This window comes from Brevirhabdus pacifica (assembly GCF_002797755.1).
Taxonomy (GTDB): domain Bacteria; phylum Pseudomonadota; class Alphaproteobacteria; order Rhodobacterales; family Rhodobacteraceae; genus Brevirhabdus; species Brevirhabdus pacifica.
Map to the genome: position 1 here is coordinate 69,357 of NZ_PGFI01000012.1, position 21,561 is coordinate 90,917.

A 21,561-nucleotide genomic window follows, 5' to 3' on the forward strand; every position below is an offset into this window, starting at 1 on the left:
AACGGCAGCGAATGCCGTTTTTGGCTATCCTTCCCCAAGGGCATGGCTGGCCCCGGCACGCGCCCGCCCGAAATGAAACGGGGCGCCCGAAGGCGCCCCGTTGATAGATTGTGGTCTCGAAGGTGCCGCGCCCTTAGTGGGCGACGGCAGCCCCTTCCCCGCCCTGGTTCGAGACGGCGCGACTGGCGGCGGCCTCCTCGGCGGCCTCGTCCCACTCGATGGGCTCGGGCTTGCGGACGAGGGCTTGTTCCAGCACCTCACTCACGTGGCTGACCGGGATGATCTTCATCCCCTCCTTCACGTTGTCGGGGATCTCGGCCAGGTCCTTCTCGTTCTCCTGCGGGATGAAGACGGTGGTGATACCGCCCCGCAGTGCCGCCAGAAGCTTCTCCTTCAGACCGCCGATGGCCAGCGCGTTGCCGCGCAGCGTGACCTCGCCGGTCATGGCGATGTCCTTGCGGACCGGGATCTGCGTCAGCACCGACACGATCGAGGTGACCATCGCCAGGCCCGCTGACGGCCCGTCCTTGGGCGTGGCACCCTCGGGGACGTGGACGTGGATGTCCAGCTTGTCGAACTTCGGCGGCTTGACCCCGATCGACGGGCTGATCGAGCGGACGTAGGAGCTGGCGGCGTCGATGGATTCCTTCATCACGTCGCCCAGCTTGCCGGTTGTCTTCATCCGGCCCTTGCCCGGCAGGCGCAGCGCCTCGATCGACAGAAGCTCACCGCCCACCGAGGTATAGGCCAGCCCGGTGACGACACCGATCTGATCCTCCTCTTCGGCCAGGCCATAGCGATACTTCTTGACCCCCAGGAAGTCGTCCACGTTCTCGGCCGTCACGGTGACCTTCTCGGCCTCCTTGCGGACGATCTTGGTCACGGCCTTTCGCGCCAGCTTGGCAAGCTCGCGCTCAAGGTTCCGCACGCCCGCCTCGCGGGTGTAGGTGCGGATGACCTCGGTCAGCGCCTCGTCGGTGATCTCGAACTCGCCCTTCTTCAGGCCGTGGTTCTTGATCTGCTTGTCGATCAGGTGCTGACGCGCGATCTCGCGCTTCTCGTCCTCGGTGTAGCCGGCCAGCGGAATGATCTCCATCCGGTCCAGAAGCGGGCCCGGCATGTTGTAGGAGTTCGCCGTGGTCAGGAACATCACGTTCGACAGATCGTATTCCACCTCGAGGTAGTGATCGACGAAGGTGCCGTTCTGCTCGGGGTCAAGCACCTCGAGCATGGCCGAGGCCGGATCGCCACGGAAGTCCTGGCCCATCTTGTCGATCTCGTCGAGCAGGATGAGCGGGTTCGTGGTCTTGGCCTTCTTCAGCGCCTGGATGATCTTGCCGGGCATCGAGCCGATGTAGGTCCGGCGGTGGCCGCGGATCTCGGATTCGTCGCGCACACCGCCTAGGCTGATGCGGATGAACTCGCGCCCCGTGGCCTTGGCGACCGATTTGCCCAGCGAGGTCTTACCGACGCCCGGAGGGCCGACGAGGCACAGGATCGGCCCCTTCAGCTTGGCCGAGCGTTGCTGCACGGCAAGATACTCGACGATCCGCTCCTTGACCTTCTCAAGCCCGTAGTGGTCGTCGTCCAGCACCTTCTCGGCGCGCAGAAGATCCTTCTTCACGCGGGATTTGACGCCCCACGGGATCGACAGCATCCAGTCGAGATAGTTGCGCACCACGGTGGCTTCGGCCGACATGGGCGACATGGACTTGAGCTTCTTGATCTCGGCCTCGGCCTTTTCGCGGGCCTCTTTCGACAGCTTGGTGTCGGCGATCTTCTGCTCCAGCTCCAGAACCTCGTTCTGGCCGTCCTCGCCGTCGCCCAGCTCCTTCTGAATGGCCTTCATCTGCTCATTCAGATAGTACTCGCGCTGGGTACGCTCCATCTGGCTTTTGACGCGGGTCTTGATCTTCTTCTCGACCTTCAGGACGCTCATCTCGCCCTGCATCAGGCCATAGACCTTCTCAAGACGTTCGGCGACCGACAGGGTTTCCAGCAGGTCCTGCTTCTGCTCGACCTCGATGCCCAGATGGCCCGACACCAGGTCGGCCAGCTTCTGCGGCTCGCGCGAGTCGGCGACCGTTGCCAGCGCCTCTTCGGGGATGTTCTTCTTGATCTTGGCGTAGCGCTCGAACTCTTCCGCGACCGAGCGCAGCAGCGCCTCGACCGTTGCGGCATCGCCGGTCTCTTCCTCAAGCAGTTCGGCCTCGGCCTCGAAGAAGGACGGGTTGTCGAGGAATTGGGTGATGCGCACGCGCGAACGGCCCTCGACCAGCACCTTCACGGTGCCGTCGGGCAGCTTGAGCAGTTGCAGGACGTTGGCAAGAACGCCGTGGCGATAGATACCGTTCTCATCGGGATCGTCCACGCCGGGATCGATCTGGCTCGACAGCAGGATCTGCTTGTCGTCGGCCATCACCTCCTCCAGCGCCTTCACCGACTTTTCACGTCCCACGAACAGCGGGACGATCATGTGGGGAAACACCACGATGTCGCGCAGCGGCAGCACCGGGAAGGAATGGGTGAGTTGCTCGGGCATTATTTTTCCTTGTCTGCTGGCAGGAAGACCGGCCCCGCACCGCAGCGACCTGATCCTCCCCTTTCGAATGGAAGATGGGTCCTGCCGGGCCCGCATTCAATTCCCGACCTTGCCATTTTCACCAGCATGCCCGCGCCGGTGGCCGGGGGCAAGGACGCGGACGCTTTTTTCACAGCCCTTTCGCGCCGGCACGGGCACCTTTGCCACCTGCCCGTCGCGAACAGGTGAACGGGCGCAGGGCCGCGGGCCGTATCCGGGGCCGGTTCTGGGGGCGAAACCGGCAAGGCGGCACAACCGCAAGGCGCCATGATTACGCCTCATTTGCGACACATAAGGTTAAAAAACGATTCAAAATCGAGCAGTGAGCGGCGGACAGGCATGGCGATCAGCTTTTGGGCGCGGGGCGACAGCTCCAGCGCGAACAATTCCGAAATCAACTCCATGGGCACCAACAAGGTGGCCACCACCCAGCTGACATTCGAGTCGTCTGGACCGGGCGGGGACACGAAGTTCGATTTCAACGGCGGCGCGTCGGACCCCGACACCGTGCTCATCATCGACGGCATTGCCCGCACCTTCACGGTCGAGGTCGTGGGCAACCTGCCCTCGATCAACAAGCTGAAGAACGTCAACGGCGAGGATCTGCGCGGCGAGAAGGTGATGATCATCACTGACGACCTGACCGGCCAGCGCTACTATTTCCTGCAGGGCCGCCAGCTGTCTTATGAGACGATGAATGCCATGCCCAACGGGGCGATCCCCGTCGACAATATCCGCAACAAGGACAACCCGCCCCTGTGCTTCCTGCGCGGCACCGCGATCGACACGCCCGACGGCCCCCGCCCGATCGAGAGCCTCGCCGCCGGTGATCTGGTGATGACCGACCAAGGCCCCCAGCCGATCCGCTGGATCGGGCACAGCCACCTGTCGCCGCTGGAGCTGATCGTCGACCGCAGCCTCTGGCCCGTGCGGATCCGCGCCGGTGCCTTGGGCAACGGCCTGCCCATCAGCGACCTCGTGGTCTCGCCCAACCACCGGCTGCTCCTGTCGGGATGGACGCTTGAGATGCATCTTGGCATCGAAAGTGCGCTTTGCGCCGCCAAGCACCTGACCAACGGCCTGTCGATCGCAAGCTGGCTGCCCGACGAGGGGGTCGACTATTTCCACATCATGTTCGATTCGCACCTGATGGTGCGCGCCCACGGCCTCCTCAGCGAAAGCCTTTTCCTGGGCGGCATGGCCCTGCGCCACGTGGGTCCCGAGGCGATGGCCGAGCTGACCCGCCTCTTCCCCGAGGTGATGGCCCGGGCAGAGGAGGAGGACGCAGGCCGCGACACCACCGCCCTGCCCGTGCTCAAGCGCCACGAGGCCCGGCTGGCAGGCTGAGCGTCGCCGCCGCGCGAAGCGGCTGCGCCTCAGATCGGCTCGATATCACCCTCGGCGCGGCGGGCGTGGAAATCACGCTCGAACCCGGCGAAATCGCCCGCCTCGATGGCCTCGCGCATGCCGTCCATCAGCACCTGATAATAATGCAGGTTGTGCCAGGTCAGCAGCATCCCCGAGATCATCTCGCCGGCGCGGAAGACATGGTGCAGGTAGGCCCGGCTGTAGCTGCGGCAGGCCGGGCAGGTGCAGCTTTCGTCCAGTGGGCGCGGATCGTCCCGGTGACGCGCGTTCTTGATGTTGACCACGCCGCGATGGGTAAAGACCTGCCCCGTCCGCCCCGAGCGCGACGGCAGCACGCAATCCATCATGTCGATGCCGCGCGCGACCGCGCCGACGATGTCGTCGGGCTTGCCGACACCCATCAGGTACCGCGGCTTGTCCTCGGGCAGCATGTCGGGGGCATAGTCCAGAACGTCGAACATGGCCTCCTGCCCCTCGCCCACGGCCAGACCGCCCACCGCGTAGCCGTCAAAGCCGATCTGCTGCAACGCCTGGGCGCTTTCCTCGCGCAGCTCGCGGAAGGTGCTGCCCTGCTGGATACCGAATAGCGCGTGACCCGGCCGGTCGCCGAAGGCATCGCGCGAACGTTGCGCCCAACGCATGGACAGGCGCATCGAGCTGGCGGCTACCTCTTCGGTCGCGGGATAGGGGGTGCATTCATCAAAGCTCATCACGATGTCGGACCCCAGCAGCGCCTGTATCTCCATCGAGCGTTCGGGCGTCAGCTCGTGGCGGGCGCCGTCGACGTGGCTGCGGAAGGTCACGCCCTTCTCGGTCAGCTTGCGCAGTTCGGCCAGACTCATCACCTGAAACCCGCCCGAGTCGGTCAGAATGGGACGTTCCCAGTTCATGAACTTGTGGAGCCCGCCCAAGGCCGCGATCCGCTCGGCGGTGGGGCGCAGCATCAGGTGGTAGGTGTTGCCCAGCAGCACGTCGGCGCCGGTGGCACGGACGCTTTCGGGCAGCATCGCCTTGACGGTGGCCGCCGTGCCCACCGGCATGAAGGCGGGCGTGCGGATCTCGCCCCGCGGGGTCTGGATCACGCCGCGCCGGGCCTTGCCGTCACGGGCCTGCAGCTGGAATGTCACCCTTTGGGTCATGGAGATGCCTCTGTGCATGGGACGCCCGGGCCGGCGGCTGGGGCTGCGGGGGGCTTTTGCGGCATTTCGGGGCGAATGCCAAGCGCGGGAGGGGCCGGGAGGGTCGCACGTTCTGCCCGGCCCGGGGTGCGGGTTGGTGGTGCGGGAGCCTCCGGCGGGGATATTTTCGCGACACTGAAGGGATTGGCGGGCGTGACGGGCATGGCGGTGCTGGCGGGGCGCGCCTTCCGGCAAGCTTCTCGGTCACGGGGGCGTGGGCTCCCTTTACCCCGCGCTTGCTATTCCTTATATCTTTGCTCGGGTAATTCGAAAGGCAGGTCATGACATCGCAGACCACGGAAAAGCTTGAGGGCGCACCGCTTATCCGCCCGTCCAGCACGGACCATCCGCTCTACGAGACGGTGGTCGAGGCGTGCCGCTCGGTCTATGACCCGGAAATCCCGGTCAATATCTACGACCTGGGGCTGGTCTACACCATCGACATCAACGGCGAGAACGACGTCTCGATCCTGATGACCCTGACGGCGCCGGGCTGTCCGGTGGCCGGCGAGATGCCCGGCTGGGTCGCCGAGGCGGTCGAGCCCCTGCCCGGCGTACGCACCGTCGCCGTCGAGCTGACCTGGGAGCCGCCCTGGGGGATGGAGATGATGTCCGACGAGGCCCGGCTGGAGCTGGGCTTCATGTAAGGAGCGGGCCGGTCGCCGGCCCGTGTCTGAATCACCTTAGCGCCGCGCGCCGCGCGGCATAGCTCAACCTGAGGAGCATTCTGATGTTCGGAATTCCAGGCAAGCAGGCCGTCACCATGACCCCCGCCGCCCAGGCCCATATCCGGCGCCTGATGGAAAAGGACGGCTCTGTCGGCCTGCGCATCGGCGTCAAGAAGGGCGGCTGCGCGGGTATGGAATACACGATGGAATATGTCCGCGAGATCGCCCAGGCCGACGAGGTGGTCGAGCTGGACGGCGCCCGGGTGATGATCGCGCCCATGGCGCAGATGTTCCTTTTCGGCACCGAGATCGATTACGAGACCTCGCTGCTGGAATCGGGGTTCAAGTTCCGCAACCCCAACGTCGCCGATGCCTGCGGCTGCGGCGAATCGATCAAGTTCAAGGACGTGGCCGAACTTCAGGCCGAGGGCGGCGAAGGCAGCTAAGCGCCCCGACCGGGGGGCCCACTCAGGCGCCCGCCTTCAGGTGCAGGTAGGTCTCGTCGAAGCGGCGGGCCAGGTGATCGCCGGCCAGGATGGGCCGGTCCGATCCCGGCGGCGCGACATTCGTGTCGTGGTTGGGGTTGAAGAAGAGCGGCACCGAGATCCGTTCTTCCGCACCGCCGATCACCCGGTGGGGCGTGGCCCGGACACGGCCGGCGGTCCACATCTCGAACATCTCTCCGAAATTGACGATGAACTCCCCGGGCGGCGCGCTTACGGGGATCCACTCCCCTGCCCTGCTGCGCACCTCGAGGCCGGGCTGGCCATCGGTGGCCAGCAGGGTCAGGCAGCCATAGTCGGTGTGGGGCGCGATGCCGAAATCCCGCGCCGTCGCCCAGGCGGGGCGCGCGGGATAATAATTGCCGCGCAAAAGCGCCATCGGCCGGTCGAACCGGTCGGCGAAATACCCGGGGTCCTGCCCCACCACGCCCGCAAGCGCCGACAGGATCTGGCGCGAGAAGGCTGTGGCGCGGCCATAGTAGGCGCGCACCGTGCCGGCAAAGCCCGCGGGCGCGGCAGGCCAGAGGTTCGGGGCATAGACCGACAAGCCACGCTCCGCCATGGGATCGCCGGCCGGCAGCTCGTATCCGCAATCGAAGACCTGCTTGTAGTCGGGGTTGGCCTCGGGATCGACCTGTTCCGAACCGGGCGCGCCCCAGCCGCGGTTGGCGCCGGTGCGGGCCATGTCGATGCGGCGCTTCTCGGCCTCGGGCAGGCGGAAGAAGGCGCGGTAGCAGTCGATGAGGCCAAGCGCCTCGCGGGCGGAGAATGGCGTGTCGTGCAACGTCAGGAAGCCCGCCTCCTCGGCGCCTGCGCGCAGCGCCGCCAGGGCCCGGTCGTGGCCGGGGCGCGCGGGATCCAGCAGGTCGCGCGCGCTGATCCGGGGGATCGCGGCGCCTGTTCCGGCGTGGTTGGCGGGGCGGTTCATCGGCGTGCTCCCTGCTGCGGTGTCGGGCTGGGCGGAGGATCGCCGCCCCCCAGAGATTTCCGATTTGCCGCAGGCTGGCAAGCGGGTTCTGTGTTGGCGGTGTCGCGGCATATCGCCTATACCGCATGAAGCACGGACGAGGGAGAGGGCAGACATGCGCAGGAAACTGGCGGCGGGAAACTGGAAGATGAACGGCTGTGCGCCGGCGCTGGAACAGATCTCCAAGCTCTGCGAGGGGTTGGCCGACGGCAATGCCAACGCCACCGGGACCGATGTGCTGATCTGTCCGCCATCGACCTTGCTGCACCGGATGTCCGAGCGGGCCGGCGGCCGCATCGCCCTGGGCGGGCAGGACTGCCACCCCGAGACCTCGGGCGCGCACACGGGCGATCTGTCGGCCGTGATGCTGGCCGATGCCGGTGCAAGCCACGTGATCCTGGGCCATTCCGAGCGCCGCGCCGACCACGGCGAGAGCGACGAGCTGGTGCGCCGGAAGGCCCGCGCCGCCATCGCGGCGGGGCTGACGGCGGTGATCTGCGTCGGTGAAAGCAAGCAGGAACGCGACGAGGAGCGCGCCCTCGAGGTGGTGGGCCGGCAACTGGCGGGATCTGTCCCCGACGCGGTCACCGCCCGCAATCTTGTCGTGGCCTATGAGCCGATCTGGGCCATCGGCACCGGCGCCACCCCCACCCTGGAAGAGATCGCCGAGGTGCATGACCACATGCGAGCCCGCCTGGAAGAGCGGTTCGGCGGCGGCATCGGTCGCGGCGTGCGCCTGCTTTACGGCGGTTCGGTCAAGCCGGCCAACGCCGGCGAGATCTTCGGCGTCGAGAACGTGGACGGTGCCCTTGTGGGCGGCGCCTCGCTTTTGGCGCGGGACTTCCTGCCGATCATCAAGGCGCTTGAAGCGGCTTCGTGACCGGGCCGGACACCGAGACAGGGGCGCCGGAGCCGGGCACGGGCACCAATCGCGGGACCACCACCTTTGACACGCTGATCCTGGGCGCAGGGGCGGCCGGGATGATGTGCGCGGCCGAGGCCGGGCGCGGCGGCGGTCGGGTGCTGGTGGTGGATCATGCCCGCGCGGCGGGCGAGAAGATCCGCATTTCGGGCGGCGGGCGGTGCAACTTCACCAACATGCACGCGGAGCCCGGCAATTTCCTGTCGCAAAACCCGCATTTCGCCAAATCCGCCCTGTCCCGCTATACCCAATGGGATTTTCTGGACCTTGTCGGGCGGCACGGCATCGACTGGCATGAAAAGACGCTGGGACAGCTTTTCTGCGACGGCTCGGCCAAGGAGATCATCGCCATGCTGCGCGCCGAGATGGATGCGGTGGGTGCCGATCTGTGGCTGGAAACCTCGGTCGAGGGGGTTTCGCGCGAAGGGAACGGGTTCCGCGTCGCGCTTCGGCGGGGCGACAGCCGCCACGATGTCAGCTGCCGCAATCTGGTTGTGGCGACGGGCGGCAAGTCGATCCCCAAGATGGGGGCTACCGGCCTTGGCTATGCGCTGGCCGAGCAATTCGGCCTGCCGCTGGTGCCCACGCGGGCGGCGCTGGTGCCGCTGACCTTCTCGGATGCCACCCTGCCCCGGCTGAAGGCGCTGGCGGGCCTGTCGGTGGACGCCACGGTCGAGACCGCCGGCACCCGCTTCCGCGAGGGACTCTTGTTCACCCACCGCGGGCTGTCGGGGCCTTCGGTGCTGCAAATCTCAAGCTACTGGACCGAAGGGCAGGACGTGGTCGTCGATCTGTCGCCCGACACCGATCTGGGGGCGCATCTGCGCCAGCTTCGCGCCCAGGCCGGGCGGCAGGCCGTGGCGACGGCGCTGGCGTCGGTGCTGCCGAAACGTCTGGCGCAGGACGTGGCCGACCGGGCCGCGCCCCGTGGCAATCTGGCCGATCAGTCGGACGCCGAGATCGACCGCATCACAGCCCATGCCCACGCATGGTGCCTGCGCCCTGCGGGCACCGAGGGCTATCGCACCGCCGAGGTGACGCTGGGCGGCGTGGACACCGCCGCCCTGTCGTCGCGCACGATGGAGGCCCGCGATGTCCGGGGCCTTTATTTCATCGGCGAGGTGGTGGACGTGACCGGCTGGCTGGGCGGGTTCAACTTCCAGTGGGCCTGGTCCTCGGGCTGGGCCGCCGGACAGGCCATCGCGGCGGGGTGAACCCTGCCTCCGGCGGGGATATTTCTGCGACACTGAACGAAAAAGGGCCGCGCCCCCATCCGGGTGGCGCGGCCCCTTGGGCGCGGGGTTGCCCCCGTCGCTAGCGCGTTATCAGCTCCGGCCCCATCATCGTCGTGGGCAGGAAGGTCGAGATCCAGGGCACGTAGGTCACGAGGATCAGGAAGACGAACAGCACGGCCAGGAAGGGCAGCGCCGCCCGCACCACGGCCAGCATCGGCATGCCCGCCACGCCCGAGGTCACGAACAGGTTCAGACCCACGGGCGGCGTGATCATCCCGATCTCCATGTTGACCACCATGATGATGCCCAGATGGATCGGGTCGATCCCCAGCTGGATCGCGATGGGGAAAACCAGCGGCGCCACGATGACGATCAGGCCCGAAGGCTCCATGAACTGACCGCCGATCAGCAGGATCACGTTGACGATGATCAGGAACATGATCGGCCCGAAACCGGCCGACAGCATGGCCCCGGCGATCTGCTGGGGGATCTGCTCGTCGGTCAGCACATGCTTGAGGATCAGCGCGTTGGCGATGATGAACATCAGCGTGATCGTCAGCTTGCCGGATTCGAAGAGCGTGCGCTTGGTGTCGCGGTGGAAGAAGGCCGTGACCAGAGCCAGCGGCTTGTTGATCAGCGGCGTGTTCGGCTGCCCGTCCGCCGTCGCCAGCGGCCCCATGTCGCGATAGACGAAAGAGGCGATGAAGAAAGCGTAGATCGCTGCCACCGCGGCCGCCTCGGTCGGGGTGAAGATGCCGCCGTAGATGCCGCCCAGGATGATGACGATCAGGAACAGGCCCCAGCCCGCGTCCTTGGCCGAGGCCCAGACCTCGCCCCAGCCCTTCCACTCGCCCTTGGGCAGGTTGCGGGCGACGGCGATGCCGTAGATCGTGGCCATCAGCATGAAACCGGCCAGCAGGCCCGGAATGACGCCTGCAAGGAACATCCGCCCCACCGACACGTCGGTTGCCGAGGCATAGACCACCATCACGATCGAGGGCGGGATCAGGATGCCCAGCGTGCCCGCGTTACAGATGACGCCAGCGGCGAATTCCTTGGAATAGCCCACCTGACGCATGCCCGCGATCACGATCGAGCCGATGGCCACGACCGTCGCCGGCGAGCTGCCCGACAGGGCCGCGAACATCATGCAGGCGAAGACGCCCGCGATGGCCAGACCGCCCGGCAGATGGCCGACGATGGCGATGGAGAAGCGGATAATCCGCCGCGCCACGCCCCCCGTCGACATGAACGATGAGGCAAGAATGAAGAAGGGGATCGCCAGAAGCGTGTAATGCCCGGCCATCGCCTGATAGAGCGACTGCGCGATCGAGGCCAGCGAGGTGTCCGAGTAGACCAGCAGGAAAACGATCGAGCTGAGGCCCAGCGACACCGCGATCGGCACGCCGATCAGCAGCAGGGCGATCACCATGGAAAAGAGAATGACGACGTCCATGTGCTCAGACCTCTGCGTTCTTGGCGGCGACTTCCTCGACCGCTTCTTCGGCTTCGTGGCTGACGATCAGACTGCGGCGATGGCCGCGCCAGACGCCGATAATGGCCTGGACCAGCCGTACCAACAGCAGGGCCACGCCGAATGGCAGCATGGTGTAGGGAATGACACGGGGCAGCTTGTCATACCGCTCGCCCTGGTTCAGCCAACCTTCCATGAAGCGCAGGAAATCGGGCATCGGCACCTGATCGGTGATGTACCACGCCTGATCGCGGGTCTTCTCGAACCCCAGCGGGAACCAGTGCCCCGAGGTCCGGTCCAGCCCGGCATAGGGCGCCCAGTAATCCCAGGCTCCTTTCATCAGCAGCATCGCGTAGATGATGCACAGCACGCCGACGACCAGCGCAAGGCGGCGCTGACTGCGCGGCCCAAGCAGGTTGACTACCGCGTCCACGCCCAGATGGGCGTTGACCTTGACGCAGTAGCTGATGCCCAGAAGCACCAGCCACGCGAACAGGATCAGCGTGACCTCCAGCCCCCAGATCAACGAGGTGTTGAAGCCGTAGCGCAGCACGACGTTGATGAATGTCACCAGCGTCATCAGCCCCAGAATGACGGCGATTGCTGTTTCTTCCAGCGAATTGATGGCACGCGCGAAGCCCGACTGCGGTTCGTAGCGATAGCTGCTCATGGAAGGATCCCCCCTAGTGAAATGGCCCGGACGACGTGCCTCCGGGCCATTCGATCGTTTTAACTCGTGATCGGCGAATTACATGGATTCGTTGATCTTCTGGGCCGCTTCGATGTTCTCGGCGCCAACGTCGCCTTCGAACTTGGACCAGACGGGCTTCATCGCGTCGACCCAAGCCTGACGATCTTCGGGCGACAGTTCACGAACCACGCCGCCGGCGTCCAGAATGGCCTTCTTGGCCTCTTCGTTGACGTTGAACGACTCGGCGTTGCGGGTCTCGGTGACCTCGCGCAGGATGGTGGTCAGCTGCTCGCGCACGTCGTCATCCAGGCTTTCGAACCAATCGACCGAGGTCACGACCAGATAGTCGATGATGCCGTGGTTGGTTTCGGTCACGCCGTCCTGAACTTCGAAGAACTTCTGGCCGTAGATGTTGGACCAGGTGTTTTCCTGACCGTCGACAACGCCGGTCTGAAGCGCGCCGTAGACTTCCGAGAAGGCCATCGGCTGCGGGCTGGCGCCCAGGGCTTCCATCTGTGCGACCAGCACGTCCGACGGCTGCACGCGGAACTTCAGGCCCTTGGCATCCTCGGGCTTGTTCAGCGCCTTGTTGGCCGAGAACTGCTTCATGCCGTTGTGCCAGAACTCCAGCCCCAGCAGACCGCGACGGGACATGGATTCCTTCATCGCCTGACCGGTTTCCGAGGTCTGGAAGGCGTCGACTGCGTCAACGTTCTTGAACATGAACGGCAGGTCGAAGATGCGGAACTGCTTGGTGAAGGCTTCGAACTTCGACAGCGAGGGGGCGGCCAGCTGGACGTCGCCCTGCAGCATCGCCTCAAGCACCTGGTCGTCGTTGTAGAGGGTCGAGTTCGGGAAGACTTCCATGCAGGCCTTGCCGTCCATCTCGGTGTTGACCCGCTCCATCAGCAGCGAGGCCGCGATGCCCTTGGGGTGACGGTCCGAGTTGGTGACGTGGCTGAACTTGATGACCATTTCGCCGTCGTCGCAGCCGCCCGAGTGGCTTTCGGCCGAAACGGCACCTGCGGTCAGCGTCATTGCCACGGCGGTGGTGGCAGCGGTGAAGAATTTCATGGGGACCTCCCTTGATAGTCCAATTGATCGACCCGGCAGAGGGGTCGGACGCGAGGAAGAGTGATGCATATGCCTGCCTTGGGGGAAGGTGGAATCGCGGCCCATCACACGAATGGCGGAAAGCGCCTCTGAATCAGTATGTTAGAAAAAGTTGCGAAAGTCCCGCATGGGCCGGGGCATAACTGCTGGGCGGAATTCCGCACATCCCTCGACCCGCACTGTGTGGAAACCCGCACAGAATCGGGGCGCCTGCGTGGGCCGCCGGGCCTTCACTGCCCATGGCTTTGGCAAACAGCCACAAATTACAGCATCACCGGAAGTCGTCGGCTTTCAGACCGTGGCGGGCCAGCTTGTCGTAAAAGGTCTTGCGCGGCAGGTCGAGGGCGCGGGCCGTCTCGGAGGCGTTGCCCCGATTGCGGCGCAGCGCCTCGACGATCAGCGTCCGCTCGACCTGGCGCATGCGCTCGGAAAGACCCACGTTGCGGCTGCTGTCGCCGATGTCCGTCACGCCCAGCGCAAGGCGCATGGCGACGTTCTGAAGGGCCCGGGCGTTGCCGGGCCAGTCCTGTTCCATCAGCCGCGCGATGACCTCCTCCGAGATTTCGGGCACCGGCAGCGCCGCCTGCTCGCAGGCGATGGTCAGGAAGGCGCGGAACATGGCCGGGATATCCTCGGCCCGCTCGCGCAGGGCGGGGATGCGCACGCTGGCCAGCTCCAGCCGGTAGAACAGATCGGCGTTGAACCGGCCCGCCGCGACCTCGGCGTCGATGTCGGCATAGGTGCCGGCCCGTACCGGGGTGGCGGGATGCTCCTCCATCAGGTCCAGCAGGCAGAACTGCGCGGCCTGTCCGAGGGCGCTGACCTCATCAATGAAGATGGACCCGGCGCCCGCGCGCGAGAATTGTTCGGACAGGCCGGCGGGCGTGGCCCCCGCGCCCGAAATACGCACGAAGGGCTCGTGCGAGCGGCGTGACAGCAGGTGCAGCACCTCGGCAATGCGGGCCGTGCCGGTGCCCGCCTCGCCGGTGATGAGCACGCTGACATCCGCCGCCGCCAAGGTCCTGAGCCGCCCGCGCAGCGCCTCCGACGCGGCAGAGCCGCCGATGATCATCCGCGCCGCGGCATCGCCGGTCTCGACCTGGCGGCGCAGGGCGCGGTTTTCCAGCACCAGGGCACGGGTGCGCAGCGCCCGCTCGACCGAGTTCAGAAGATCGCCGGGCGCGCAGGGTTTTTCCAGAAAGTCGAAGGCGCCCGCCGACATGCCGCGCACGGCCATGGGGATATCCCCCTCGCCGGTCAGAAGGATGACCGGCAGGTCGGGATCACGCCCCTGCGCAAATTCCAGCAGGGCAAAGCCATCCTTGCCGGGCATGCGGATATCGCTGACGACCACCCCTTCGAACTGGGGTGTCAGGTGGTCCTTGGCGACGATGAAGGAGCCCGCCGCCACCGGCTCCAGCCCGGCCAGCTCCAGCGTCTGGACCAGCGCCTCGCGCACCGCCGGGTCGTCGTCGACCAGCAGCACGCGGCGGGTGGTGGCGCCGCTCATGCCGCCCGCTCCACCGAAGCGCGCGCCAGCTCGACCGTGAAGACCGCGCCGCCGCCGGGCGCGTTGCGCCCGCGGATGACACCGCCAAAGCTTTGCACCAACCCGTAGGAGATCGACAGACCCAGGCCCATCCCTTCCGAGCGGCCGACCTCCTTGGTCGAATAGAAGGGCTCGAAGATCTTCTCGGGCTTCTCAATGCCGGGGCCGCTGTCCTGCACCCGCAGGGCCACCGTGTCTTCGCCATCGCCAGCAGGCTCGATCGCGATCTCCAGCCTGTGGGGCCCGGGTTTGCCGTCCATCGCGTCCATCGCGTTGCCGACGAGGTTCAACAACACCTGCTGAAGCCGCACCTCGCCGCCCCGCACCATCGGGCGCACCGCCGGCGGGTTCCAAACCAGGCGCACCCCTGCCCCGGTCATCCGCCCCTCGGAAATCTCAAGGACCGCCTCCACCACGGCGACCAGGTCGACGTCGGTCATAGGCTCGCTTTCCTGACGGGCGAAGGCGCGCAGGTTCTGGATGATGCGGGCCATGCGGCGCGACAGCTCCGAGATGCGCAACAGGTTGGCGCCCGCCTTGTCGCCGTCACCGCGCTTGAGAAACTCGGCGGCGTTCTCGGCGAAGGATCGGATGGCCATCAGGGGTTGGTTCAACTCGTGGCTGATGCCCGCCGACATCTGGCCCAGCGCGCCCAGCTTGCCCGCCTGGACCAGATCCTCCTGGGTGCGCTTGAGGACGCTCTCGGCTTCCAGCCGTTCGCGCACCTCGCGGCGCAGGGCGGCGTTGGTGGCCGAAAGCTCGCGGGTGCGGCGGGCGACCCGATCTTCCAGTTCGGCCTTGGCGGCGGCCTCGGCCTCCAGCCGCACGGCCAGCACCTTGCGCCGCCCCGCCAGCACCAGCAGGGCCGCGCCGAAGGCAAGGCAGATCGCCGCCGCGACCGCCGCCTGCAAAAGCGCGAAGGCCCGCGCCGGCGCGACATCGTGCAAAAGCTCCCCCGTCAGGCCGATCACCGGCAGCGGCAGGCTGAGATGCATGGCGCGGGCCGGAAGGTAGGGGCCGCCGGCCAATTCCCAGATCTCATGCCCGTCGACCTGTTTGGCCGCGAAGTCATAAAAGGGGCGCACGTCGTTGGCGCGGTAGCCGGGTGCGGGGTCGGCCCCCGCTTCCGCACCGCGCGGGGCGCGCTGGCGCAACAGCATCTCGGAGCGGTTGGAGATGAAGACCACCCCCGCCCGGTCGGTGAAGAACACCGTCTGCGGCAGGCCGCGCCACTCGGATTCCACCGCGTCGATATCGACGGTCACGATCACCGCGCCGCGCACCCGCCCCCGGTCGGGTCCAGAAGGGGCATGGATCGGCGCGGCGAAGGTGAAGACGCGCTGGCCCGTCTGGCGCCGCTGGGCGTTGTAGGTGCCCAGCATCCCGTCCAGCGCGCGGGCCAGGTAGGGGGTGCCGTCGTGGTCCAGATCGCCCCGCGCGTCCGACCCCGCCAGCCGGCGCCCCGAGGCATCCAGCAGCTCGATGCTGAGCCGCCCGGTCATGTCGGCGGTGCGCAGCAGCACCTCGTCGGCCCCCGTCGCGTCAAGCTGTGTGCCGCCTTCCCCGCTGCGCCCCTCGGCGGCGGTGACGAGAGAGACCAGCGCCGGGTGGTCGGCCAGCATCACCGCCACCTCGCGGTAACGCTGCAACTGTCCCACCAGCCGGTCGGCGGCCAGTCTCAGGTCGGCCTCGGCCCGGTTGGCGGCCTGATCAAGCGCGGTGCCATAGGCGACGCGCCACACCCCGGCGGAGAACGCCGTGATCGCAAGCAGGAACAGAAGGATGGCCATGGTCTGGCGGGGCAAGCGGGCCTCCGGGGGCTGGGATGCGCCTATCTTGCAAAATTTCCCACCCGGCGAAAGCCTTGGCTGCCTTCCCTGCCCGACAGGCCCGTCAGAACGTCAGGCGGTCAGATCGGCAGGCGGGTCGTCGACTTGATCTCCTCCATCGACAGGAGGGCGGTGACATTGAAGATCCGCACCTCCGAGATCAGCGCCTGGTAGAAGACATCATAGGCGCGCGCGTTCTGGACCCGCACCTTGAGGATATAGTCGATCTCGCCTGCCAGGCGGTGGGCCTCCAACACCTCAGGGCGGGCCAGCAGGGTGTCGAGGAAGTTGCGCTGCCACTCGGCGTCATGCTCGGAGGTGCGGATCAGCACGAAGAAACAGGCCTCAAGCCCCAGCGCCATCGGGTCGAGGATCACGGTCTGATGCCCGATCACCCCCGCCTCGCGCAGCTTGCGGATCCGATTCCACACCGGCGTCTTGGACGAGCCCACTTTCTTGGCAATTTCGTCCAGGGACTGGCTTGCGTCCTCCTGAAGCTCGGCCAGAATTTTCCGATCCAGCGCATCCATGCGAACGGCCATTCGCCTGTCCTTTCGTTTTTGGGGCCGGCGTTCCGACGCGGCCCAATATTGGAACATATGTCCTTATATCCCACGGGCGATGGCGCAATACCAGAACAATATTCTATATATAAGCCATCAAGCCAAGAGGCCCGCAATGCGACATTTCCCGATCTACCTCGACATGAACCGCCAGGCCGTGCTGGTCGCCGGCGGCGGCGAGGCGGCGGTGTCCAAGCTGCGGCTGCTGCTGAAGACGCCCGCGCGGATCACCGTCGCCGACCCCTCCCCCGCCCCCGCGATCGAGGGCTGGGCCGCCGAGGGGCGGCTGACCCTGCTGCGGCGCGAGGTCGAGGCGGCGGATGCCGTCGGCGTCTCCCTCGTCTACGGCGCGACCGAGGATGCGGCCCGCGATGCCCGCGCCGCCCGGATCGGGCGCGAGGCGGGTGCGCTGGTCAATGTCGTCGACGACCTGAAGGCCAGCGCCTTCATCACCCCCGCCATAGTCGACCGCGCGCCGCTGACCATCGCCATCGGAACCGAGGGCGCGGCCCCCGTCCTCGCCCGTCTGGTCAAGGCCGCGATCGAGGCACGTCTGCCCCCCGGCATCGGCCGGCTGGCCCGGCTGGGACAACGGTTCCGCGCCCGCGCCTCGACCCTGCCCCGGGGCCGGGCCCGCCGCGCCTTCTGGAAGGCCTTCTACGACGAGGCCGGCCCCCGCGCCCTGGAGCGCGGCGGCGAGCGGGCTGCCGAGACGGCGCTGGAGGGGCTGCTGCACGAGCACGCGGCCCGAGCCAGTAACGGTGCCGGGGCCCCCGGCCACGTCGATCTGGTCGGCGCCGGCCCGGGCGACCCCGAGCTTCTGACCCTGCGCGCCCGCCGCGCCCTCGACCGGGCCGACGTGGTGATCCACGACCGACTGGTCAGCCCCGAGGTCCTGGAGCTTGCCCGCCGCGAGGCGCTCATCATCCCCGTCGGCAAGCAGGGGTTCGGCCCCTCGGTCCCCCAGTCGCGGATCGACGCGCTGCTGGTCGAACACGCGGGCGCCGGCGCCCATGTGGTGCGCCTGAAATCCGGCGACCCCACCGTCTTCGGACGGCTGGACGAGGAGATCGAGGCGCTGGAGGGCGCGGGCATCTCCTGGGCCATCGTGCCCGGCATCACCGCCGCCTCGGCCGCCGTCGCGGGTCTGGGACAATCCCTGACGCGGCGCGGGCGCAATGGCGCGGTCCGCTTCCTGACGGGCCATGACATGCAGGGCTTTGCCGAACAGGACTGGCGCGCGCTGGCCCGCCCCGGCGAGGTCGCGGCGATCTACATGGGCAAGGCCGCGGCGCGGTTCGTTCAGGGCAGGCTTTTGATGCATGGCGCGGATCCCGCGACGCCCGTCAGCCTGGTCGAGAACGCCTCGCGCCCCGATCAGCGCATCCTTGCCACCACGCTGGGCGACCTGGCCCGCACGGTCGACGATGCCCGCGCCGGGGGCCGGTTGTCCGGCCCGGTGGTGATGATGCTGGGCCTGTCGCCCCGCGCCGCCGCAAGCGCCCTGCCCGCCCGTGATGTCCCGGGGGCCGAGATTGTCCCCGACCACGTGCTCACCCCCGTTCTGGAACCCGTCCTCAAGGAGGCCACGCCATGAGCCGCCGCTTCACACCCAAGATCGTCACCGCCAACACCCTGATGGGCGGCGAGCCGATCTACCTGACCGCCACGGACCACTGGAGCCACGATCACCAGGCCGCCGAGCTTCTGATCGACGAGGACCAGGCCGAGCTGAGGCTGATCTTCGCCATGGGACAGCCCCATCTGGCCGTCGGCCCCTACCTGGCCGATGCCCGGCCGGGGCGGCGTGGGCCCGAACCCGCCAGCCCGCGCGAGCGGGTGCGCACAATCGGCCCGTCGAACTATGCGCACGGCCCACAGGCGCGGCGGCGCCCCGGCGCACCGGACCGCCCCGACCGCGCGCCCCGCTGAGGGCGCGCCGCTCCCAGGCCACCCCAGGATCCAACACGGCCCCACAAGGACCCGACCCGATGTATGTCTATTCCGAATTCGACCGCGATTTCGTCCGCGACCGCAACGCCCAGTTCCGCGAGCAGGTGGCCCGCCGCCTGTCCGGCGCGCTGACCGAGGACGAGTTCAAGCCCTTGCGCCTGATGAACGGCGTCTATCTTCAGCTGCACGCCTACATGCTGCGGGTGGCCATTCCCTATGGCACGCTGAACTCGGCCCAGATGCGCAAGCTGGCCTACCTGGCCCAGCGCTGGGACAAGGGATACGGCCATTTCACCACCCGCCAGAACATCCAGTACAACTGGCCCGCGCTGACCGACATTCCCGACATGCTGGATGCGCTGGCCGAGGTGGGCATGCATGCCATCCAGACCTCGGGCAACACGATCCGCAATGTCACCGCCGACCATTTCGCCGGCGCCGCCGCCGACGAGATCGCCGATCCCCGCCCGGTGGCCGAGCTGCTGCGCCAATGGTCCACCGACCACCCGGAATTCCAGTACCTGCCGCGCAAGTTCAAGATCGCCGTCACCGGCAGCCCGCTGGACCGCGCGGTGATCCGCGCCCACGACATCGGGCTGCGGCTGGTGCGCGACGCGGATGGCGCGCCGGGCTACGAGGTGATCGTCGGCGGCGGCCTCGGGCGCACGCCCATGGTCGGACAGGTGCTGACACCCTTCCTGCCCCAGGCCGACCTGCTTCCGTATGTCGAGGCGATCGTCAGCGTCTACAACCTGCTGGGCCGGCGGGACAACAAGTACAAGGCGCGGATCAAGATCACCGTCCACGAGAACGGCATCGACGAGATCCGCCGCCGGGTCGAGGCGCGCTTCGCCCGCCTGCGGAAGGAATTCCGCGGCGTCGATCAGCAGATGCTGGCCTCGATCGAGGCCCAGTTCGCCCCGCCCGCGTTCGAGGTTGGCCGCTCTGCCCTTCCCTACGAGGACGCGCGCGAGATCGACCCCGTCTTCCAGGCATGGAGCGATACCAACATCCATCCCCACAAGCGGGACGACCACGCCATCGTCACCGTCTCGCTGAAACGCCCCGGCGAGACGCCGGGCGACGCCAGCGCCGAGCAGATGCGCGTCCTGGCGGACCTGGCGCAGGAGTTCGGCCACGATGAGCTGCGGATCAGCCACGAGCAGAACGTCATCCTGCCCCATGTGCACCGCGCCGACCTGCCGACCTTGCACGCGCGCCTGCGGCGGGCGGGTCTCGCCACGGCCAACGCCGGGCTGATCTCGGACATCATCGCTTGCCCGGGCATGGATTACTGTGCCCTGGCGACCGCCCGCTCAATCCCCGTGGCGCAGGAAATCGCGTCCCGGTTCGAGGCGCTGAAGCTCGAGCATGAGGTCGGGCCGATGAAGATCAAGATCTCGGGCTGCATCAACGCCTGCGGCCATCACCACGTGGGCCATATCGGCATCCTCGGCCTTGATCGTGCGGGGGTCGAGAACTACCAGATCACGCTGGGTGGCGATGCCGGCCCCGACATGGTGCTGGGCGAACGGGCCGGCGCGGGTTTCCCCGCCGACCGGATCGTCGACGCGGTCGAGGCCCTGGTGCGCGGCTATCTCGACCTGCGGGCGGGACCGGCCGAGACTTTCCTCGACACCTACCGCCGCCTCGGGGCCGAACCCTTCCGCGCAATCCTCTATCCCACGGAGAAGGTCCATGCCGCTTGAAGCCCCTCCCGCACCCGTGGCCGACCGCGCCCGGGCGCTGAACCACCGTCACCGCAACCACGCGGCGACCACCGTGCTGGAACATGCGCTGAACGACCCCGAAATGGGGCGCGTGGCGCTTGTCAGCTCGTTCGGGGCCGAGTCGGTCGTGCTTTTGCACATGGTGGCCTGCATCGACCGGACGACCCCGGTGCTGTTTCTTGAGACCGGCATGCTCTTTGCCGAGACACTGGAGTATCAGCGCGATCTGGTGGCCCGCCTGGGCCTGACGGGGCTGCGCCACCTGGCGCCCGACCGCACCGAGCTTTTCACCGAAGACCATGACGGGCTGCTGCACCTGGCAGAGCCCGACGCCTGCTGCGCCTTGCGCAAGACGCGGCCGCTGGAACGCGCGCTTGGGAGTTTCGACGCCTGGATCACCGGGCGCAAGCGTTTCCAGGGCGGGCAGCGCCAGGCGCTGGAGTTCTTCGAGCCGGACGGCGATACGCGGTTGAAGATCAACCCGCTGGCCCATTGGTCCGCTAGGGACCTGTCCGATTACATCGACAACAACCGCCTGCCCCGGCACCCGATGGTGGCGCGCGGCTACCCGTCGATCGGCTGCGCCCCCTGCACCGGCCCGGTCGAGCCCGGCCGCGATCCCCGCGCCGGGCGCTGGCCCGGCATGGCAAAGACCGAATGCGGCATCCATTTCACCGCCGGCGGTGTCCGCCGGGACGGGGGCGCCACCCCCGCGAAGGCGGCGACCGAACAAGACGCGAAAGGCACGCAATGAACGTCATCGTCACCGACCGGGGCTTCGGCCACGAAGCCATTCCGACAGTCTGGATCAGCCTGGCCGAAGCGCTGTCGGCCCCCGCCGAAGGGGTCGCAGATCTGCGCGTCCACCTTGATCCCGACACCGACCCGGCAGCACTTGCCCCGCTGCTGGGCCGGTTGGGCGCCGTCCGCGTCGCCTTCCCCAGCAGCGCCGACGGGCGCGGCTTCACCATCGCGCGGCAGCTCCGGCTGATGGGATACGAGGGAAGCTTGCGCGCCTATGGCCACGTCATCGCCGATCAGTATTCCCTGGCCCGCCGCGCGGGATTCGACGATGTCGAGATCTCCCACGACCTCGCCAGCCGCCAGCCCGAGCACATGTGGACCGGCCCCGAAAGCCGGCGGCAGCAGGATTACCAGGCGCGCCTGCGCGGCTGAGACCCCTTTCAACCCGGACACCCAGACGTTAGACAGAGGCCGGCGGCCAAGACGCCCCGGA

General features: G+C 67.4%; 19 protein-coding genes. 10 read left to right on the forward strand and 9 right to left on the reverse strand.

Annotated features, from left to right (window positions below; all coding sequences use genetic code 11):
• Positions 1–133: 133 nt before the first annotated feature.
• Positions 134–2,542 (reverse strand): endopeptidase La, encoded by a 2,409-nt coding sequence (gene lon, locus CLV77_RS09880; protein ID WP_076980708.1) that lies wholly within the window; start codon positions 2,540–2,542, stop codon positions 134–136.
• Positions 2,543–2,920: 378 nt separating this feature from the next.
• On the opposite strand from lon, the gene CLV77_RS09885 reads away from it, so the two are divergent.
• Positions 2,921–3,928, forward strand: a complete 1,008-nt coding sequence (locus CLV77_RS09885) for a Hint domain-containing protein (protein ID WP_076980707.1) — start codon at positions 2,921–2,923, stop codon at positions 3,926–3,928.
• A 29-nt stretch (positions 3,929–3,957) separates the two neighbouring features.
• Here the strand turns inward: CLV77_RS09885 and tgt are convergent, their stop codons facing one another.
• Positions 3,958–5,088 carry a tRNA guanosine(34) transglycosylase Tgt gene (gene tgt / locus CLV77_RS09890; RefSeq protein ID WP_076980706.1) on the reverse strand — a complete coding sequence of 377 codons (1,131 nt, stop codon included), beginning with the start codon at positions 5,086–5,088 and terminating at the stop codon, positions 3,958–3,960.
• A gap of 320 nt (positions 5,089–5,408) precedes the next feature.
• On the opposite strand from tgt, the gene CLV77_RS09895 reads away from it, so the two are divergent.
• Positions 5,409–5,774 carry an SUF system Fe-S cluster assembly protein gene (locus tag CLV77_RS09895; protein ID WP_076980705.1) on the forward strand — a complete coding sequence of 122 codons (366 nt, stop codon included), beginning with the start codon at positions 5,409–5,411 and terminating at the stop codon, positions 5,772–5,774.
• 83 nt (positions 5,775–5,857) lie between these two features.
• On the forward strand, positions 5,858–6,241 hold the full coding sequence (locus tag CLV77_RS09900) for a HesB/IscA family protein (protein ID WP_076980704.1): 384 nt from the start codon (positions 5,858–5,860) through the stop codon (positions 6,239–6,241).
• Between the two features lie 22 nt (positions 6,242–6,263).
• Here the strand turns inward: CLV77_RS09900 and CLV77_RS09905 are convergent, their stop codons facing one another.
• Complete coding sequence (locus CLV77_RS09905; protein WP_076980703.1) at positions 6,264–7,226, reverse strand: isopenicillin N synthase family dioxygenase; 963 nt, start codon at positions 7,224–7,226, stop codon at positions 6,264–6,266.
• A gap of 154 nt (positions 7,227–7,380) precedes the next feature.
• Between CLV77_RS09905 and tpiA the strand changes: the two genes are divergently transcribed.
• A complete protein-coding gene (tpiA, locus tag CLV77_RS09910; protein ID WP_076980702.1) occupies positions 7,381–8,145 on the forward strand; it encodes a triose-phosphate isomerase in 765 nt (254 codons plus the stop codon).
• 74 nt (positions 8,146–8,219) lie between these two features.
• Positions 8,220–9,401: a BaiN/RdsA family NAD(P)/FAD-dependent oxidoreductase gene (locus CLV77_RS09915; RefSeq protein WP_269843300.1), complete on the forward strand. Its 1,182-nt coding sequence runs from the start codon at positions 8,220–8,222 to the stop codon at positions 9,399–9,401.
• A gap of 100 nt (positions 9,402–9,501) precedes the next feature.
• On the opposite strand, the gene CLV77_RS09920 is transcribed toward CLV77_RS09915, so the two are convergent.
• From CLV77_RS09920 to CLV77_RS09945, 6 genes are all read right to left on the reverse strand, one after another.
• A complete protein-coding gene (locus CLV77_RS09920; RefSeq protein WP_076980700.1) occupies positions 9,502–10,878 on the reverse strand; it encodes a TRAP transporter large permease in 1,377 nt (458 codons plus the stop codon).
• A gap of 4 nt (positions 10,879–10,882) precedes the next feature.
• Complete coding sequence (locus tag CLV77_RS09925) at positions 10,883–11,566, reverse strand: TRAP transporter small permease (protein ID WP_076980699.1); 684 nt, start codon at positions 11,564–11,566, stop codon at positions 10,883–10,885.
• A 78-nt stretch (positions 11,567–11,644) separates the two neighbouring features.
• Positions 11,645–12,661, reverse strand: coding sequence for a DctP family TRAP transporter solute-binding subunit (locus CLV77_RS09930; protein ID WP_076980698.1), 1,017 nt, complete (start codon positions 12,659–12,661; stop codon positions 11,645–11,647).
• Between the two features lie 310 nt (positions 12,662–12,971).
• Positions 12,972–14,210 carry a sigma-54-dependent transcriptional regulator gene (locus tag CLV77_RS09935; protein WP_076980697.1) on the reverse strand — a complete coding sequence of 413 codons (1,239 nt, stop codon included), beginning with the start codon at positions 14,208–14,210 and terminating at the stop codon, positions 12,972–12,974.
• Positions 14,207–16,054: a sensor histidine kinase gene (locus CLV77_RS09940; protein WP_332881328.1), complete on the reverse strand. Its 1,848-nt coding sequence runs from the start codon at positions 16,052–16,054 to the stop codon at positions 14,207–14,209. Before CLV77_RS09940 ends, CLV77_RS09935 begins: the two co-directional genes overlap by 4 nt.
• Before the next feature lie 104 nt (positions 16,055–16,158).
• On the reverse strand, positions 16,159–16,620 hold the full coding sequence (locus tag CLV77_RS09945; RefSeq protein WP_076980696.1) for an Lrp/AsnC family transcriptional regulator: 462 nt from the start codon (positions 16,618–16,620) through the stop codon (positions 16,159–16,161).
• Positions 16,621–16,756: 136 nt separating this feature from the next.
• Here CLV77_RS09945 and cysG point away from each other — a divergent pair, with 136 nt between their 5' ends.
• Genes cysG through CLV77_RS09970 form a run of 5 tightly spaced genes read left to right on the forward strand, consistent with a single transcriptional unit; the run spans position 16,757 to position 21,500 of the window.
• Positions 16,757–18,238: a siroheme synthase CysG gene (cysG, locus tag CLV77_RS09950; protein WP_076980695.1), complete on the forward strand. Its 1,482-nt coding sequence runs from the start codon at positions 16,757–16,759 to the stop codon at positions 18,236–18,238.
• Positions 18,235–18,573 carry a DUF2849 domain-containing protein gene (locus CLV77_RS09955; protein ID WP_076980694.1) on the forward strand — a complete coding sequence of 113 codons (339 nt, stop codon included), beginning with the start codon at positions 18,235–18,237 and terminating at the stop codon, positions 18,571–18,573. Before cysG ends, CLV77_RS09955 begins: the two co-directional genes overlap by 4 nt.
• Before the next feature lie 59 nt (positions 18,574–18,632).
• Positions 18,633–20,303: a nitrite/sulfite reductase gene (locus CLV77_RS09960; RefSeq protein ID WP_076980693.1), complete on the forward strand. Its 1,671-nt coding sequence runs from the start codon at positions 18,633–18,635 to the stop codon at positions 20,301–20,303.
• Positions 20,293–21,078 (forward strand): phosphoadenylyl-sulfate reductase, encoded by a 786-nt coding sequence (locus CLV77_RS09965; protein WP_076980692.1) that lies wholly within the window; start codon positions 20,293–20,295, stop codon positions 21,076–21,078. Before CLV77_RS09960 ends, CLV77_RS09965 begins: the two co-directional genes overlap by 11 nt.
• On the forward strand, positions 21,075–21,500 hold the full coding sequence (locus tag CLV77_RS09970; protein WP_076980691.1) for a DUF934 domain-containing protein: 426 nt from the start codon (positions 21,075–21,077) through the stop codon (positions 21,498–21,500). Before CLV77_RS09965 ends, CLV77_RS09970 begins: the two co-directional genes overlap by 4 nt.
• The last annotated feature ends 61 nt before the right edge of the window (positions 21,501–21,561 follow it).